Here is a 13,023-nt window from a genome sequence, read left to right on the forward strand (position 1 = left end):
TATGCCCGAACACAAAATTTCTGACAGTCCCGTCGGCGCCCCTCAGCTAGTCGAGTGCCTTCCTTTGTGGCGAGGGGATTTATCCCCGTTGGGCTGCGAAGTAGCCCTCAAACCAGACAACTCAGTGTGTCAGGGAGACTGGCTTCATTTTTAAGGCAGCTGCGCAGCCCAACGGGGATAAATCCCCTCGCCACAGGGCCCGGTTCGGTGCGCGATAGCCCAGTGGCTCGGACGCGGTGGATACTCCCCCGTCACAGGTAACTGGAAGTCTACTGAGTCCCAGGCACGACACTCACCCCTTTGTGGGAGCGAGCTTGCTCGCGATAGCGGTGCTTCAGTCAACGAATATTCAAGCGGGTCCGGCCTTCCAGGACGCAACCCGCCCTGTGGGACCTAATGCACCACTTCAAAGGGCGGCGTGACCACCCGCCGCCAGCACTACCCGGCCAAACCTGGCGTGCTTATCCAGCGGTGTGATCGCCAACAAGTGATCGAGGCGAATCTCATGGCGACCGTCAGCGGTTTCGACTTCGAGAAATTCCTCCCGTGTGCTGGCGGTTCGTGTGGTGATCGCGCGGGCCGTCAGGTGCTGGCCGTCGATCAGCTCGATATCCAGCATGTAGCCGCACAGGCAAGCGATTTCCAGATAGTCATGCAGGTCGCAGTGCAGCGGTTTATAGGTATCCATTTCACGCCTCCCAGCCTCGCAGTTTCAGGATGAAAAAGCCCTGCCTGCCGACACGCGCGCAGAATTGGGCGAAGTCCAAGTCGTGGCAGTCAATCAGCACGCCGAAGTGTAAGCATCACCCCTTCTGAACGCATACACATATGCCAACCGATCACACCACCATTCCCCAAGAGAAACCACTGTCTTCAAGAAGAACACCAGCCCCGTGGCGAGGGAGCTTGCTCCCGCTGGGCTGCGCAGCAGCCCTAGTCGTGAGCGCCTCGCACCGAAGCTGGAGCCGTCTCAGTAACGACTGACAGACGCTAGCAACAAAGCCTCGCCAGCCCACAGCGCCTTGCGCCGCTGCCTACAACTACGCCTGAATCCGCCGACTTGTGCGCCTTGGGTGATGTCGGTAGCTTGGGACCTGTCACCGCGCATCAGTGATCGGGTTTAGTCGCCCGACGTTTTTTCGAAAGCGGAAGACTTTGCATCGGCGTTTAACGAGGCCTATCCCATCTCTTGACGGCGAAAGGAAACAATACGGGCTGCCTTACGTACTTATCCATCATACGAACGACTTTCCTGTCCACCCACCGCCAGCACAACTCGGCCGAACCTGGCGTTGCTGTTCAGCGGCGTAATCGCCAGCAAGCGATCGAGGCGGATCTCCTGACGGACATCAACAGTTTCAACTTCGAGAAACTCCTCCCCCGTGCTGGCGGTCCGCGTGGTGATCGCGCGGGCGGTCAGGCATTGGCCGTCAGTCAGCTCGATGTCCAGCGTGTAGCCGCACAGGCAGGCGATTTCCAGGTAGTCATGCAGGTCGCAGTGCAGCGGTTTGTAGGTATCCATTTCACGCCTCGCAGCCTTGCAGCTTGAGAATGAAAAAGCCCTGCCGGTTGATGGCCTCGACTATCTCGGGGTTGCTCGGCTCGACGTGGCAGAAACGGCAGTCGTTCAAGGTAATGTCCTGATCTTCGATGCCCTGTTCGGCCAGGAAACGTCGCGCGCAGGATTGGGCGAAATCCAGGTCGTTGCGGTCGATCAGCACGTCAAAATGCAGGTAGCGCCCGTCTTGGGTGCGGACATGTGTGTCATAGACTTTGATGGTCATGAGGTTCTCTCCGTCGCGAGGGTATCAAGGCCGCTTGCCGGAGCGACCGAGCAGGTCACGTTGATCCGCTCGGGTCGCAAGAGCAGGCAAAATCAGCGCAGCTGGTTCAGCATCGCGTTCAATCGGCTATTGCCCGCATCGTCGAGCGCGAAGACCGGCAAGCGCGGGTCGCCGACTTCCAGGCCGAGGGTGCGCAAACCGGCCTTGATGGTGGCGGGCAAGCCTCCTTTGAGAATGAAGTCCAGCAGTGGTAATTGTCGGTAGAACAGCGCCCGGGCTTTGTTCAGGTCGTTGGCCAGCACGGCTTCGTACAGGTCGAGGTTGAGCTGCGGGATGAGGTTCGGCGCAGCGGTGCACCAGCCTCTGGCGCCAGCCGCGAAGGCTTCCAGCGCCAGTGGATTGCAGCCGTTGTAGAACGGTACCTGGCCTTCGCCCAGCAGATGCAGCTGGTGCATGCGCTGGATATCGCCGGTGCTTTCCTTGACCATGGTGACGTTATCCACCGCGTTGAAAATCCGCAGGATCAGCTCCACGGACATGTCGATGCCGCTGGTGGCCGGGTTGTTGTAGAGCATGATGGGCACGTCGATGCTGGCGCCGATGGTCTGATAATGCGTGAGGATCTGCGCCTCACTCAATTTCCAGTAAGAGGCTGGCAAGACCATCACCACATCGGCGCCGTGATCCTGGGCAAAACGCGCGCGGCGCACCGCTTTGGCGGTGGTCAGGTCAGATACGCTGACCACGGTCGGCACGCGGCCGGCGACGTGGGCGATGCTGAACTCGCTGACCTGGTCCCATTCCGCATCGCTGAGGTAGGCCCCTTCGCCGGTGCTGCCCAAGGGTGCGATAGCATGCACGCCGCTTTCGATCAGGCGATCAATGGACCGGCCCAAGGCGTCCAGGTCCAAGCCCTGGCCGTCGGCAGAGAAAGGGGTGATGGTGTAACCGATGATGCCGTGGATGTTCGGGGTAGACATGGCTTCGTTCCTAATGGGATCAGTTCAGGCAGTCGGCGTGTTGGCGCAAGTTCTGCCGCGCGTAGTAGTTGAAGGCGGCGGCGTGACGCTTGGGGCGGGCGATCCAGTCGTGGGCTTCGCGACCCAGGTGCGGCAGGATCGGTTTCACCTCGCCGGCGGCCATGGCGAGCAGTTGCAGTTTCGCCGCGCGCTCGATCAGTTGGGCGATGTTGCAGGCTTCTTCCACGGTCTCGCCGGTCGACAACTGGCCATGGTGGGAAAGCAGGATGGCGCGTTTGTCGCCCAGGGCGCCGGCGATCAAGTCGCCTTCCTCGTTACCCACCGGCACGCCCGGCCAGCCTTCCAGGAACGCACAGTCTTCGTACAGCGGGCAGAGGTCCATGTGGGAAATCTGCAACGGGACCTCCAACATCGACAGCGCGGCGATGTGGGTAGGGTGGGTGTGGATGATGCAATTCACATCCGGCCGGGCGCGGTAGACCCAGCTGTGGAAGCGGTTCGCTGGGTTGGGTATGCCATGGCCTTCCAGCACCTCCAGGTCCTCGTTGATCAACAGCAGGTTGCCAGCGGTAATCTCGTCGAATCCCAAACCCAATTGCTGGGTGTAGTAAGTGCCGTGTTGCGGCCCGCGCGCGGTGATCTGCCCGGCGAGGCCTGAGTCGTGGCCGTTCTCGAACAGGATGCGGCAGGTCAGTGCCAGCTTTTGTCGTACAGTCCACGTATTATCCGGCAGTGATTTCTGCATCTGGTTAACAGCATGCTGGACCAATTGGTCCTTTGGTGTCGCCAGGGTCTTGCTCATATCCGTTCTCCTGATTCGCGTCACTGAAGCTTGGGGATGGCTGTTCTAATGACACTAAATAGACTATATGACACAAAGTGTCATTGACAATCGCCGATTGTCCGCTTCCATGGAAATGATGGTTATCTATGTCCATTCGCTTGAAACTGCTCAGAAAAAAACTCGGCGTGACGCTGGACGTCCTGGCCGCAAAAACCGGGATGACCAAGAGCTACCTGTCCAAGGTGGAACGGGGTCTGAGCACGCCCTCCATCGCCACGGCGCTCAAGCTGTCCAAGGCGTTGAACGTGAAAGTCGAGGAATTGTTTTCCGAGGAAAACGTCCCGCTCGACAGCTACAGCCTGGTGCGGTGTGAAGATCGCCAATCGCTTGCGGCGAACCCTGGCAGCTCTGAATACGCGGTGTTGGCCCATCAGGTTTCCGAGCGAACCTTGCTGCCCTTCATCCTCTATCCCCCGGCCGAATTCGCGGCGCATCATGCGTTCAAGGAACACACGGGTGAGGAGTTCCTGTTTGTTCACGAAGGCCAGGTGGAAGTGGACTTCATGAACGAGCGCGTGCTGCTGAATCGCGGTGACGCCTTGCATTTCAATGCCCAGAAACCCCATCGCCTGCGTTCGGTTGGCGACGTCCAGGCCCAATTGCTGGTTGTTGTGCACAGTGCCGAAGCGGCGGAGTAGGACCACGGCCAACGTGAGCCCGCCCGATACCGGGCGGGACTCGGTCAGGCTTATTTCAGGGCGACCTTGGGAAAGTCGACAGGAATGTCCAACGCGACGTTGATGTAGTTGGTGAACAGGTTCAACGCGACATGAGCGATGATCTCGACAATCTGTTCATCGCCAAAACCGTTGTCCCGCAGGCGCTGCACGTCGGCGTCAGTCACCTGTGCGCGCTGCTCGACCACTATCAGGGCGAACGCCAAGGCCGCTGCCGTCTTGGGGTCGCTGGATTCTCCGCGCTGGGCGGCGGCCATGTCGGTCGCAGACACACCGGCCTTTTGGCCCAGGGCCGTGTGCGCGGCAAGGCAGTATTCACAGCGGTTGCGGTTGGCCACGGCTACCGCAATCTGCTCGCCAAGCCGTGCACCCAACGTGCCTTGGCCCAGGGCGCCGAAGGCCGCCCACATGCTTTGCAGCGCTGCCGGAGAATTGGCTACGCCCTTGAACATGTTGGGCGTTGCGCCAAAGGCCTGTTGAATCTGGGCCAGCATTGGTTGGCTGGCGGCGGGCGTTTGTTGTGGCTGAATGTTGATACGAGTCATGTGTTTCTCCAGTGATGGGGCGGGGCAATACAGGGAGGCGAGGCGGCATCAGTGCTTGACCTTGCCGGGCAGGGACAGGTCGCCCGAGGCCACCTTGAACACGTCGGCGACGCACAGCAGCGGGTTGTGCACGCTCGCGTTCACGCGCAGGGCGGCCGTGACGCCATCGAACGCGCCGGCCTCGACCGGGCCGATGTCGTCAAACGGCACGCGCACCTCGACGGTTTTCTGATTGATCGTCGGGGTCCACCCCGGGCTGTCGATCAGGATCGGCAACCCTGGCCAGGTCTTGGGCACGCGAGGCTTGGCCCCTGCGGGAATGTCGACGACTTTCAGCGCATCTTTCCCACAGGCCGGGTCGGGCTGCAGCACCACCCAATGCGAATGCCAAAGATCACCATCGTTATCCAGGCGCCCGTCGCGGTTCTCGTCGAACAGCGGGGTATCGTCGAAGTCGGGGTGTGACGTGACGGCGAAGGCCAGGATTCCGGACTTCGGCTCGAAACCGATCACCGAAGGGTCCAGGCTGGTTGGCCAGACATACGAGAACACGCTGCTGCCGGCCAGCTTGCCGCTGGCGGCAGGGCGTACGGTGCCGGCCTTGCCGGAAACGGCCATGTGGAAAATCGCCACATTCCCTTCAGTGGTGATGCTCGTGTGGACGATATCGAAAGGCGCCTTCACAGCCTTCGCCGGTTTGCTGGTTATGCCGTCTTGATGTGCGGCGTCGTGCGCGCTGACGCTGGCGCTCAAGCCAAGCAACAACGAAGCGCAAAAGAGGGGAGATCGAGAGAGTTTCATGGTGAGCCCTTCTGCCAAGTGAGGTGGTGCTGGCAGTATAAGGAGCGGGCCTGTACTATTTGGCTCTTAACGTACGCCTAACGTAGCTATTCGTTCAGAATGCAAACGCTTCCAACCCTGGACCGGCTCTCCGGCATCCTCGACCACTTCCGCGTGCAAGCGCAGTTGCACCACACCGGCGCCCTGTGTGGTGTAAATCGCTTTGATGCCGGCGAGGGGTTCGGCTACCTGCACGTGCTTCGTCGCGGTCAGCTAAAAGTCAGCCACCCCGGTGGGCAAGGCTTGCCCTCGATGAGCTTCGAAGAACCGTCGCTTCTGTTTTATCCCTGCCCGATCACCCATCAATTCCATAACCCCCCGGCGGAAGGCTCCGACTTCACCTGTGCGCGACTGATGTTCGAGGGCGGCGCACGCAACCCCCTGGCGCGGGCACTGCCGCCCTTGATCGCGTTGCCGCTGGCCCAGGTACCGGGCCTGCACGCCGCGCTGGAGCTGCTGTTCGCCGAGACCGACCACGTGCGCTGCGGCCAGCGAATGCTCGCCGACCGATTGTTCGAAGTCGTGGTGCTGCAACTGCTGCGCTGGCTGCTTGATCACCAGCAGGAAGCCGGCATCCGCCCGGGTCTCATCGCCGGGCTGTCAAACCCGCGACTGGCGCGAGTGCTCGTCGCCATTCACGAAGACCCGGGCGTCGCGTGGACGCTGGAGCGCATGGCCGAACAGGCCTGCCTGTCGCGCACCGCATTCGCCAACACCTTCCGCGACATCGTCGGCCAAACCCCCGCCGACTACCTCACCACCTGGCGCATCGCCCTGGCCCAGAGCCGCTTGCGCCAAGGCGAATCCATCAAGAGCCTGACCGAAGAGCTTGGCTACACAACCCCATCGGCACTTTCACGCGCGTTCACAGCCAAGGTCGGAGTGTCCCCTCGGGATTGGTTGGCGCAGATAGCCACAGGCCAGAAAGCTGGTTCTGACTTACGAGGCAGGTCGCGTCAGTAAAGGCCTACAGACGCTGACGACCCGCGTTCGCAAGGCCACGTCGCCTTGCGCCGTTGCCTACAACTACGCCAGAATCCGCCGACTTGTGCGCCTTGGGTGGTATCGGTAGCTTGGGTCCTGTCACTGCTCATCAGTGATCGGGTTTAGTCGCCCGACGTTGCTAAGTCGCTCAAGCGTCCATCAGTCAGGTATCCCCATCCCTGCACTCGATGGTGGCTGTGCGCAGGGCGCCTCCGGGCGCGCCGATTTCTTAGCTCGTCGGTCGACTAACCTGCGTACAGCTGCCTCCCAATCGTTTAGTCGCGAACGGGTCGTAGCCTCAACCAGAGAGAGCTAAGACCATGGTCAAAATTACACCGAACCCTCCAGCGCCAGACGATTCCGTATCCCGCGCTCAATCCGCCCGCAATAAAAAACTCGAAGACGCCACCAATCGCGTTTTGAATTTCTACCTGAAACCCAAGCCTGAGGGTGAAGCGCCCGATAATTCCAGCACGCTGTTTCGTATTGGCCCTGATGTTGATAGCGAGTGTTTGCTTGCGAACCTGAGCGAAAGCCTGGCTTCGGCGAATGCGATGATTAGTGACTTGGCGTTTGATCTGGAAGGTTCCCGGCGGCATGTTGCGTTGGGGATTTTGCAGTTGATTGAGTTGAGTGAACTCTTGGCGAATCGCGCGTTGGATATTGTTGAGGCGCGGTAGTTAATCGGGGCAGGAAGGGGCTTGCACAGCGGGACCTTTCTTGTTCGGCACAGGCTGAAATTGCCAGCGCTTAGCTGCTTGTTATTTGCCAATGCCTGTTCGCTAATAGAAACTCCTGGCCTCACCAGACTCGATAAAGGATGCGAGCATTGAAAGTTGAAAACGGTCAGTTTTCTGGCAGCCATGGAATTGTCTTCAGCGTATCGCGTTTTACTCTGTCAGCCGATGAGTGGGGTAGCCTCAGGACGCTGCATTTCGGCGAAGCGAAAGCCGGCCATTATGAAGTCAGGCTAGTGCGATGAAGGAATATGGCCTATATGCGCTTGCGTACGCGGTGTTCTTGTTGTTGTTTTTCTATATGAAAGCTTACGGCCTCAGGAAATGGCTAGGCATTGCTCTGGTCGTTCTAGGGGTCGCGAGTATTTTTGCGTTGCCGTCTCTGATCTTCGGTATTGACCTGGGTATCGCCTCGACCAGTGCAATTGGCATCGGAGCGGCACTGTTTTTCAGCAGGGCCAGGTATGTAGCGTGAACCAGAGAAAGTGCTGCTAGCAATGCCGGCACTTCAACCCAAGGCTTTCACTCATCCATGTAATCGGTTTTCCCTCCCATGAAAAAGCTGTTTCTCGCGTTGCTTTCGGTCGCCCTGCTTTCCGGGTGTGTCACCAAGTCGTTGAGTGTCGAAGACCGTCACCAGATCAAAACCATCAAGATCCTCCCGGTGTACTTCGCGGTGCAGAACTTCAAGTACACCAGCATGACTCAGGCCTGGGGAGCAGGCTTGGGTGCCGGGGCAGGTGCCGCAACCGGCATGGCGGCCGGAGCATCCAGCGCCGCCACCAGCGCATTGACCGGCGCCGGCTCGGTCGCGGGCACCAAGGCGGCAGACGGCGCGACGGTGGATATTTCCCAAGCGATTCTGAACAACATGCAGGCCCACGGTATCGATGTGGGCAAGCTGGTGCGTGAAAGCTTCGAAAGGCGCATCAAGCAAGAAGGGCTGTTCACCATTGTGGCCGAAGGCGAGACAGCGGATGCCGACGTTGAAATCATGGTCATGCAGTGGGGGCTGAGCCTGAAAAACTACAGCACCGTGCTTTACCCGGTCATTGGCGTGAACGGATTCATGAAGCGCGGCGGTACATCGGTTTGGCGAAACTTCAATACCATCTCGCCATTCAACGAAAGCAATACCCTCGCTTACGCCCCTGAACAGTACGCCACCGATCCCGAAGCACTGCGCGCGGCGTTTTCCCGCGTGTCCGATCTGGCAGTCGGCAAGCTGATTGAAGACCTGAAACAGTAACTGCCCAGGCGAACCGCAGTGCTGCCTCATGGATCAGGAGCGATGGATGGCCGTTGCGTCAGCCGGGGCTGTCAGACACCGGACGTTCCCCGCCCGTAAGCCCACATCACCTTGCGCCTTTACCTACAACTACGCCAGAATCCGCCGGCTTGTGCGCCCCGGGCCGCGTCGGTAGTTTGAGTCCTGTCACTGCTCATCAGTGATCGGGTTTAGCAGCTCGTGGTGAAACAGGTTGTGCAAGGCGTCATCCAGTCGGGATTCCATCCTGCACTCGATGGTGGCTGTGCGCAGGGCGTCCCCGGACGCGCCGGTTTCTTGTTTCCCCGGTCTGCTAACCTGCGTACAGCTGCCTCCCATCGTTTAGCAGCGAGCGGGTGATGGCTCCAACTACAGGAAGCAGGACGATGGCAAAAGTTACTCCGAATCCTCCCGCAGCAGACGAATCCGTATGCCGCGCCCAATCCGCCCGCAACAAGAAACTCGAAGACGCCACCAACCGCGCGTTGAATTTCTACCTGAAACCCAAGCCTGAGGGCGAAACGCCCGGGAATTCCAGCACGCTTTTTCGTATTGATCCTGATGTGGATACGGAGTGTTTGCTTGCGAATTTGAGCGAGAGCTTGGCTTCGGCGAATGCGATGATCAATGATTTGGCGTTTGATCTGGAAGGGTCAAGGCGGCATGTTGCGTTGGGGATTTTGCAGGTGATTGAGTTGAGTGAGCTGTTGGCGAATCGGGCTTTGGATATTGTGGAGGAGAGGTAGCCGGCAGCGTCACGCCCAATCTAGATTCGAAAAAGGTCTTGCCCGGCAAGGCCTTTTTTTGTGCCCGAGGGAGACTCGAGCATGCCATATAAGCCGTGCCTTGTAGACGTTTTTTACGTTTAGGGATACAGGTAGGGATACACGCTGACGTGCGCTGGCTAACCTTCTATCCCTTTGCGAGTTTACGAAAGTGCTCGAATAACCGAAACCCCACATAGTCTTGCCTGTGCCCATACAGGTGTCGGTAGTAGCAATCCCAGTAACTGATCATCCGATCCTGTAGGGCTTTGAAGTACTCTGGGTTGCCCCTGATGAATGCTCCGTACAGGTCCGGATCGAGCGCTTGCAGGTGAGCGTCGCAGGTATCGAGTATTTCGATTACGTACTCGCCGGTTAGCTGCACCACGAACGGGACAACCCAAGGCTCAGGCACAGAGAGAATTTGCCGTAGCTGACGTTGTCGGACATGACCATCGTGATGCCTAGTCAGGATGCAGGAGTACATGACGCTTTGAAGCCCATTCAGCTGTGAACATCCCCGCTCATTGCCCTCGTGATGGATTCGATAGGGAATGACTAAATCCTCGTCACCTACTCTGACTTCAATGCCTGGATGTGTGGCTTGGCTGGTGTTCCCTAATATTGGGCGTAGGCCCTCAGCTCTGAACGTAAGATCAGACGGGAAAGCGGTTGTGATTGAGCCTGTACGAAATGCAAGGTTTGATGCTGGGCTGGGTGGCATGTTCAGTCTCGGCAGCCAGGGACGATGTGCTGTGCATCTATCCTGACAGAAAGCGACGCGGTGCATTAGGTTGAAGGGACCACGCCGTTTTCAGCACTCAAGGCTGTGCTTTATGACTTCAGTCCCAGCCGTGCAGGGGAGCATGCGCGCAACTTTCTTGGGCAGTGGAACGGCAAGCTGGTATGCGACGATTTCGCTGGCTACAAGGCCGGTTTCGAGAAAGGCATCACCGAAATTAGCTGCGTGGCTCACGCCCGTCGCAAGTTTTTCGATCTGCACGTGGCGAACAAAAGCCAGCTGGCTGAACAAGCGCTGTACTCGATTGGCGGCTTGTACGAAGTCGAACGCCAAACTCGAGACATGAGCGATGAGGATCGTTGGCGAATACGCCAGGAAAAGGCAGCCCCGATCATCAAAACGCAGCATAACTGGATGCTGACCCAACGCGATCTCGTGCCCAATGGATCAGCAACGGCCAAAGCTCTGGTACAGCCTTAAACGCTGGGTAGCGTTGACGCGCTACTTGGAAGACGGGGCCGTGACCATCGACAATAATCAAGTCGAGAACCAAATCCGACCATGGGCACTTGGGCGCTCCAACTGGCTGTTTGCCGGGTCGCTTCGCAGTGGCAAACGGGCGGCGGCGATCATGAGTCTGATCCAGTTGGCACGCATGAACGGGCATGATCCGTACGCCTATCTGAAAGATGTGCTGACACCGCTGCCGACACAGCGGGCGAGTGAGATTGGTCGATTGTTACCCGATCACTGGCGACCGACGTAGTGGCGCCAAAAGGTGTGTCAATACAGGTGGGATAATGCACTCCTCTTGACCAAGCATTTGCGTTGCACTTGCCCATCTGTTCGTATCTTCAACCAAATCGGCCAGTAGCGGTCGGTCGACTGATTGGACTGGGGCGGTTACGCTGGCGTTATTCACCTGCACGGAACAGCCTATGACACAGGTATACCAAGGAAGCTGCTTATGCGCTGCCGTCAGTTACGAGCTACTCGTCTCACCAAAAGCAGTGAGTCATTGTCATTGCAACCAGTGTCGCAAAGGTCACGGAGCAGCATTCGCTTCGTACGGCAGCATTCCGCGTAGCGCGCTTCGAATACTTCGCGGTTCCACCAGCATCAAAACCTATGCTTCGTCAGAGACGGTATTACGCGAGTTCTGCATGGACTGCGGTTCGACTCTGTTCTGGTCACGATCTGAAGGTAAGTTTGCCGACTGGGTCTCGATAGCGTTGGGCACGCTTGATACGCCCTTCCTGCCTCAAAAGCAGAAGCATGTTCATATCGACTCCGCAGTCCTCTGGTTCAAATCATCTAACCTATGCCCTCAGGTCGAATGACGGCTTTGGGTCGCTTTCTGCCGGTCTCAGTCACCAAGTGTGCTGGTCAAGTCCGATGCAAACGACAGATCATGTCGAATACAAATGGTGGGCAAGCCTGTGCAATACCCAGTTGAGAACAATATGAAAGTTCGAAAAGCCTTACTAACCGATGCAGAATCGGTGTTCAAACTCCTAGGCCAGTTAGGCTACCAAGCCTCGCCAAAGCTAATCCGAGATAAGCTTGAGGCTTTAGAACTTAGCGCTCGCGATACCGTGCTGCTGGCACAAGACGGTAAAAATATTGTCGGCGTCATAAGCTTGCACGTACTTGAACTGTTTCATCAGCCGGGTAGGCTCGGACGCATTACCTCCCTTGTCATTGATGATGACTTCCGAGGACAAGGAGTAGGGGCAATGCTAGTTTCCGCTGCTGACGCGTTTTTTACAGAGCAACTTTGCGTGCGGGCTGAGGTGACTAGCAGTGACCACCGAATACCGGCTCACACTTTTTATCAGCAGCAAGGTTACGCGGTCGACGAGCGTAGGTTTGTCAAACGGTATGATTGTTCCGGGGCATAGCAAGTTTAAATTCGGCGAGCACATCACCTTGATCAAATATAAAACTGGTGAGCAGCGTGTATTGCCCGAACGCTTACGCTACGCTGTAGGCCTAAGGTGAGGAGCTAATATAGAAGTCTCTCAGATGTGGTGCGCCGCGCTGGCCCGAATTTGTCGGAACTCAACCCACCATTCAGATCAATCTCTGCTAGCTATGGGCGGGCCATCTCAGGCCATGACGGTTATCAGCTATAGCGTTCTGCTTAATAGTGCCCTCTTCGCTAGAGTGCTTTTAAGGTTTGCTTTCAGAAAGAGCGACTGCTACCGATCCCATTAGTCGAGTAAGGGTCGAAATTGCGAGATATAGGTCGTCCTGAGTGTCCCCGTCCCACTCCTCAACTATCTCCAGTTCCGCACGTAACTTGAGGATACGTTCTTGAATCTCTGCTAGCTCAGCGGCGCCACATTGCGTGGCAATTGCTTGCCAGCCTGCATCGGAGATGTTCTCTTGAGCCGATAAGCCTGATCTGGCTTTTTCAATCAACTCTTGAAGTTTGCTCATATGACATTCATGCCAAGGCTGGGAGATGGGAAACTGACCGCTCACTGAATATTCTTCAAATAGTCTCTAAGCGCGACAAGCGACGTATCCAATTGTGCCACCGTTGGCACGGTTTGGAGATTTTCTGCCAGACGATTCAGCTCCCGCCCCAACACCGAACCCACCCCACCAACCGCCCTCAACGCCAAACCCAAACACCGCCCAATCTCCCCCTGAATCCCAACCAAATCCCCCCGCCGCACCAACAACCCAAAAACCTCCCGATCACAACCCCCCATCAACGGATCATCCCGCAGAATCGGGCTGTGACCCTCCGTCTCATAAGCCAGCTTGAGCGAGTAAAGAGCGACCGTTTCCAGCAGCAATTCCATGAGGTGAAATCCTTGGTGACTGGGTGAGGAGGGTGGTGTGGTGGTT

The 13,023-nt window shown here is 57.7% G+C and carries 17 protein-coding genes and 1 pseudogene; 9 read left to right on the forward strand and 9 right to left on the reverse strand.

What is annotated here, in order from left to right:
* Nucleotides 1–406 precede the first annotated feature (406 nt).
* The 5 genes from J3P84_RS05355 to J3P84_RS05375 all read right to left on the reverse strand — a co-directional run bounded on the left by J3P84_RS05355 (nucleotide 407) and on the right by J3P84_RS05375 (nucleotide 3,566).
* Complete coding sequence (locus J3P84_RS05355; RefSeq protein ID WP_434628479.1) at nucleotides 407–688, reverse strand: Rho-binding antiterminator; 282 nt, start codon at nucleotides 686–688, stop codon at nucleotides 407–409.
* A gap of 540 nt (nucleotides 689–1,228) precedes the next feature.
* Entirely contained in the window at nucleotides 1,229–1,522 is a 294-nt protein-coding gene (locus J3P84_RS05360) for a Rho-binding antiterminator (RefSeq protein ID WP_434628482.1), read from the reverse strand.
* Nucleotide 1,523: 1 nt separating this feature from the next.
* Complete coding sequence (locus J3P84_RS05365) at nucleotides 1,524–1,784, reverse strand: DUF2024 family protein (protein ID WP_434628485.1); 261 nt, start codon at nucleotides 1,782–1,784, stop codon at nucleotides 1,524–1,526.
* 92 nt (nucleotides 1,785–1,876) lie between these two features.
* Complete coding sequence (locus tag J3P84_RS05370; protein WP_434628488.1) at nucleotides 1,877–2,764, reverse strand: dihydrodipicolinate synthase family protein; 888 nt, start codon at nucleotides 2,762–2,764, stop codon at nucleotides 1,877–1,879.
* Nucleotides 2,765–2,783: 19 nt separating this feature from the next.
* Nucleotides 2,784–3,566, reverse strand: coding sequence for an aldolase (locus J3P84_RS05375; RefSeq protein WP_434628491.1), 783 nt, complete (start codon nucleotides 3,564–3,566; stop codon nucleotides 2,784–2,786).
* Nucleotides 3,567–3,694: 128 nt separating this feature from the next.
* On the opposite strand from J3P84_RS05375, the gene J3P84_RS05380 reads away from it, so the two are divergent.
* Nucleotides 3,695–4,246, forward strand: a complete 552-nt coding sequence (locus J3P84_RS05380; RefSeq protein WP_434628494.1) for a helix-turn-helix domain-containing protein — start codon at nucleotides 3,695–3,697, stop codon at nucleotides 4,244–4,246.
* A gap of 50 nt (nucleotides 4,247–4,296) precedes the next feature.
* Here the strand turns inward: J3P84_RS05380 and J3P84_RS05385 are convergent, their stop codons facing one another.
* Together J3P84_RS05385 and J3P84_RS05390 are read right to left on the reverse strand one after the other, a co-directional pair.
* The gene (locus J3P84_RS05385; protein WP_434628497.1) at nucleotides 4,297–4,830 is read right to left on the reverse strand and encodes a carboxymuconolactone decarboxylase family protein; all 534 of its coding nucleotides are present in this window, start codon (nucleotides 4,828–4,830) and stop codon (nucleotides 4,297–4,299) included.
* Nucleotides 4,831–4,878: 48 nt separating this feature from the next.
* Nucleotides 4,879–5,631, reverse strand: coding sequence for a hypothetical protein (locus J3P84_RS05390; protein ID WP_434628500.1), 753 nt, complete (start codon nucleotides 5,629–5,631; stop codon nucleotides 4,879–4,881).
* 99 nt (nucleotides 5,632–5,730) lie between these two features.
* Between J3P84_RS05390 and J3P84_RS05395 the strand changes: the two genes are divergently transcribed.
* The 8 genes and pseudogenes from J3P84_RS05395 to J3P84_RS05430 all read left to right on the forward strand — a co-directional run bounded on the left by J3P84_RS05395 (nucleotide 5,731) and on the right by J3P84_RS05430 (nucleotide 12,065).
* A complete protein-coding gene (locus J3P84_RS05395; RefSeq protein ID WP_434628502.1) occupies nucleotides 5,731–6,633 on the forward strand; it encodes an AraC family transcriptional regulator in 903 nt (300 codons plus the stop codon).
* A gap of 341 nt (nucleotides 6,634–6,974) precedes the next feature.
* Complete coding sequence (locus J3P84_RS05400; RefSeq protein ID WP_434628505.1) at nucleotides 6,975–7,334, forward strand: DUF6124 family protein; 360 nt, start codon at nucleotides 6,975–6,977, stop codon at nucleotides 7,332–7,334.
* A 298-nt stretch (nucleotides 7,335–7,632) separates the two neighbouring features.
* The gene (locus J3P84_RS05405; protein WP_434628508.1) at nucleotides 7,633–7,866 is read left to right on the forward strand and encodes a hypothetical protein; all 234 of its coding nucleotides are present in this window, start codon (nucleotides 7,633–7,635) and stop codon (nucleotides 7,864–7,866) included.
* A gap of 78 nt (nucleotides 7,867–7,944) precedes the next feature.
* Nucleotides 7,945–8,640 (forward strand): hypothetical protein, encoded by a 696-nt coding sequence (locus J3P84_RS05410; RefSeq protein ID WP_434628510.1) that lies wholly within the window; start codon nucleotides 7,945–7,947, stop codon nucleotides 8,638–8,640.
* 404 nt (nucleotides 8,641–9,044) lie between these two features.
* On the forward strand, nucleotides 9,045–9,404 hold the full coding sequence (locus tag J3P84_RS05415) for a DUF6124 family protein (protein ID WP_434628513.1): 360 nt from the start codon (nucleotides 9,045–9,047) through the stop codon (nucleotides 9,402–9,404).
* A gap of 820 nt (nucleotides 9,405–10,224) precedes the next feature.
* Nucleotides 10,225–10,930, forward strand: a pseudogene (gene tnpC / locus J3P84_RS05420) (IS66 family transposase); the annotation flags it as partial.
* A 172-nt stretch (nucleotides 10,931–11,102) separates the two neighbouring features.
* A complete protein-coding gene (locus J3P84_RS05425; RefSeq protein ID WP_434628515.1) occupies nucleotides 11,103–11,504 on the forward strand; it encodes a GFA family protein in 402 nt (133 codons plus the stop codon).
* 123 nt (nucleotides 11,505–11,627) lie between these two features.
* Nucleotides 11,628–12,065 (forward strand): GNAT family N-acetyltransferase, encoded by a 438-nt coding sequence (locus J3P84_RS05430; protein ID WP_434628518.1) that lies wholly within the window; start codon nucleotides 11,628–11,630, stop codon nucleotides 12,063–12,065.
* Nucleotides 12,066–12,336: 271 nt separating this feature from the next.
* Here J3P84_RS05430 and J3P84_RS05435 read toward each other — a convergent pair whose 3' ends face one another.
* Nucleotides 12,337–12,606, reverse strand: coding sequence for a hypothetical protein (locus tag J3P84_RS05435; protein ID WP_434628521.1), 270 nt, complete (start codon nucleotides 12,604–12,606; stop codon nucleotides 12,337–12,339).
* A gap of 41 nt (nucleotides 12,607–12,647) precedes the next feature.
* Complete coding sequence (locus J3P84_RS05440) at nucleotides 12,648–12,977, reverse strand: hypothetical protein (protein WP_434628524.1); 330 nt, start codon at nucleotides 12,975–12,977, stop codon at nucleotides 12,648–12,650.
* Nucleotides 12,978–13,023: the final 46 nt, after the last annotated feature.

Source organism: Pseudomonas sp. Z1-29 (assembly GCF_051131995.1).
Lineage (GTDB): Bacteria > Pseudomonadota > Gammaproteobacteria > Pseudomonadales > Pseudomonadaceae > Aquipseudomonas.

Bases quoted from the DNA above. Each gene is read 5' to 3' on its own strand.
- J3P84_RS05385 (WP_434628497.1), bottom strand. From the start codon at position 4,830: ATGACTCGTATCAACATTCAGCCACAACAAACGCCCGCCGCCAGCCAA.
- J3P84_RS05425 (WP_434628515.1), top strand. From the start codon at position 11,103: ATGACACAGGTATACCAAGGAAGCTGCTTATGCGCTGCCGTCAGTTAC.
- J3P84_RS05380 (WP_434628494.1), top strand. From the start codon at position 3,695: ATGTCCATTCGCTTGAAACTGCTCAGAAAAAAACTCGGCGTGACGCTG.
- J3P84_RS05430 (WP_434628518.1), top strand. From the start codon at position 11,628: ATGAAAGTTCGAAAAGCCTTACTAACCGATGCAGAATCGGTGTTCAAA.
- J3P84_RS05365 (WP_434628485.1), bottom strand. From the start codon at position 1,784: ATGACCATCAAAGTCTATGACACACATGTCCGCACCCAAGACGGGCGC.
- J3P84_RS05370 (WP_434628488.1), bottom strand. From the start codon at position 2,764: ATGTCTACCCCGAACATCCACGGCATCATCGGTTACACCATCACCCCT.
- J3P84_RS05415 (WP_434628513.1), top strand. From the start codon at position 9,045: ATGGCAAAAGTTACTCCGAATCCTCCCGCAGCAGACGAATCCGTATGC.
- J3P84_RS05410 (WP_434628510.1), top strand. From the start codon at position 7,945: ATGAAAAAGCTGTTTCTCGCGTTGCTTTCGGTCGCCCTGCTTTCCGGG.
- J3P84_RS05435 (WP_434628521.1), bottom strand. From the start codon at position 12,606: ATGAGCAAACTTCAAGAGTTGATTGAAAAAGCCAGATCAGGCTTATCG.
- J3P84_RS05395 (WP_434628502.1), top strand. From the start codon at position 5,731: ATGCAAACGCTTCCAACCCTGGACCGGCTCTCCGGCATCCTCGACCAC.
- J3P84_RS05390 (WP_434628500.1), bottom strand. From the start codon at position 5,631: ATGAAACTCTCTCGATCTCCCCTCTTTTGCGCTTCGTTGTTGCTTGGC.
- J3P84_RS05400 (WP_434628505.1), top strand. From the start codon at position 6,975: ATGGTCAAAATTACACCGAACCCTCCAGCGCCAGACGATTCCGTATCC.
- J3P84_RS05375 (WP_434628491.1), bottom strand. From the start codon at position 3,566: ATGAGCAAGACCCTGGCGACACCAAAGGACCAATTGGTCCAGCATGCT.
- J3P84_RS05360 (WP_434628482.1), bottom strand. From the start codon at position 1,522: ATGGATACCTACAAACCGCTGCACTGCGACCTGCATGACTACCTGGAA.
- J3P84_RS05405 (WP_434628508.1), top strand. From the start codon at position 7,633: ATGAAGGAATATGGCCTATATGCGCTTGCGTACGCGGTGTTCTTGTTG.
- J3P84_RS05355 (WP_434628479.1), bottom strand. From the start codon at position 688: ATGGATACCTATAAACCGCTGCACTGCGACCTGCATGACTATCTGGAA.
- J3P84_RS05440 (WP_434628524.1), bottom strand. From the start codon at position 12,977: ATGGAATTGCTGCTGGAAACGGTCGCTCTTTACTCGCTCAAGCTGGCT.